Below are 2,374 nucleotides of genomic sequence, written 5' to 3'. Positions count from 1 at the left end.
AGCGCCTTGCCTGAGAAATTTTTAACCAATAACAGGCCTGTTTAATTAGTGTCGACAGGCCCTGGTATGAACTGCCTGCGGGCAGTTCGGCTTTTTTGAGAGAACACCCCATGAACACCGAATTCCGTAAACCACTGGCCGGCACCGCACTGGAGTACTTTGATACCCGTGCCGCGGTCGATGCTATTAAACCTGGCAGCTATGACGGCCTGCCATATACCTCCCGTATTCTGGCCGAACAGCTGGTGCGCCGCTGTGAGCCTGAACTGCTGACCGATGCCCTGACGCAGCTGATCGAGCGTAAGCGTGATCTGGATTTTCCGTGGTATCCGGCGCGTGTGGTATGTCACGACATTCTCGGTCAGACCGCTCTGGTCGATCTGGCTGGTCTGCGTGATGCCATCGCTGAAAAGGGCGGTGATCCGTCCAAAGTCAATCCGGTGGTGCAGACTCAGCTGATCGTTGACCACTCGCTGGCGGTTGAATGCGGCGGTTTTGATCCGGATGCCTTCGCCAAAAACCGCGAGATCGAAGAGCGCCGTAACGAAGACCGTTTCCACTTTATTAACTGGACCAAGACCGCATTCGACAACGTGGATGTGATTCCGGCAGGTAACGGCATCATGCACCAGATCAACCTGGAGAAAATGTCGCCGGTGGTTCAGGCGCGCAATGGTGTAGCCTATCCGGATACCTGTGTCGGCACCGACTCCCACACCCCGCACGTCGATGCGCTGGGTGTTATTTCTGTTGGTGTGGGTGGTCTGGAAGCCGAAACCGTGATGCTTGGCCTGCCATCCATGATGCGTCTGCCGGATATTGTTGGTGTTGAGCTGAAGGGCAAACGCCAGCCTGGCATTACCGCCACCGATATCGTGCTGGCATTGACCGAGTTCCTGCGTAAAGAGCGCGTGGTGGGTGCTTATGTGGAATTCTTCGGTGAAGGTGCGTCCAGTCTGACCATCGGTGACCGGGCAACCATTTCCAATATGACACCGGAGTACGGTGCGACCGCAGCGATGTTCTACATCGATGAGCAAACCATCGACTACCTGAAACTGACCGGCCGTGAGCCTGAGCAGGTGGCCTTAGTAGAACAGTACGCTAAAGAAACCGGTCTGTGGGCCGATGCGCTGAAAACCGCGCAATACGAACGTGTACTGAGCTTCGACCTGTCGGCTGTCGGCCGTAATATGGCAGGCCCGTCTAACCCGCATGCCCGTGTATCAACGGCTGACCTGGCCGCCAAAGGTATTGCCGGTAATCTGGATGCGGCCAAAGCACAGGAAGCCGAAGGTCTGATGCCGGATGGTGCGGTCATCATCGCCGCCATTACTTCCTGTACCAATACTTCTAACCCGCGCAACGTGGTCGCCGCCGGTCTGCTGGCGAAAAAAGCCAACGAGCTGGGCCTGATCCGCAAGCCATGGGTGAAATCATCCTTCGCGCCGGGCTCCAAAGTGGCCGAGCTGTACCTGAAAGACTCCGGCCTGCTGCCGGAACTGGAAAAACTGGGCTTTGGTATTGTGGCTTTCGCCTGTACTACCTGTAACGGTATGTCCGGTGCGCTGGACCCTGTGATTCAGCAGGAAATCATCGATCGTGATCTGTATGCCACGGCGGTACTGTCCGGTAACCGCAACTTCGATGGCCGTATTCACCCGTACGCCAAGCAGGCGTTCCTGGCATCGCCACCACTGGTCGTGGCCTACGCCATCGCCGGTACTATTCGTTTTGATATTGAAAAGGATGTGCTTGCGGTCGTTGATGGTAAAGAAATCCGCCTGAAGGATATCTGGCCATCGGATGAAGAAATCGACGCCATCGTTAAAGAAAGCGTGAAGCCGGAGCAGTTCCGTCAGATCTACATTCCGATGTTTGATCTGGGTGCCAAAGAGAAGGCCATCAGCCCTCTGTACGACTGGCGTCCGATGAGCACCTATATCCGCCGTCCACCTTACTGGGAAGGCGCTCTGGCCGGTGAGCGTACACTGAAAGGCATGCGCCCTCTGGCTGTGCTGCCGGACAACATCACCACCGACCACCTGTCGCCATCCAACGCCATCATGATGGACAGTGCGGCGGGGGAATATCTGCACAAAATGGGTCTGCCGGAAGAGGACTTTAACTCTTACGCAACTCACCGTGGTGACCACCTGACGGCACAGCGTGCAACCTTCGCTAACCCGAAACTGCTGAACGAAATGGTGCTGGATGAAAACGGCAACGTGAAGCAGGGTTCTCTGGCGCGCGTAGAGCCGGAAGGTAAGGTGATGCGTATGTGGGAAGCGATTGAAACCTACATGAACCGCAAGCAGCCGCTGATCATCGTCGCCGGTGCCGACTACGGTCAGGGTTCTTCCCGTGACTGGGC

At 56.3% G+C, this 2,374-nt stretch carries 1 protein-coding gene; it reads left to right on the top strand.

The window, feature by feature from the left end:
* Window positions 1-110: 110 nt before the first annotated feature.
* Window positions 111-2,374 (top strand): Fe/S-dependent 2-methylisocitrate dehydratase AcnD (acnD, locus tag B3P58_RS03950; protein WP_286716166.1); only part of this gene is annotated, 2,264 nt, incomplete at its 3' end.

The organism is Thalassolituus sp. UBA2009 (assembly GCF_002335285.1).
Classification (GTDB): domain Bacteria; phylum Pseudomonadota; class Gammaproteobacteria; order Pseudomonadales; family Oceanobacteraceae; genus Venatoribacter; species Venatoribacter alkanivorans.
This window is presented reverse-complemented; position numbering and strand designations above follow the sequence as displayed.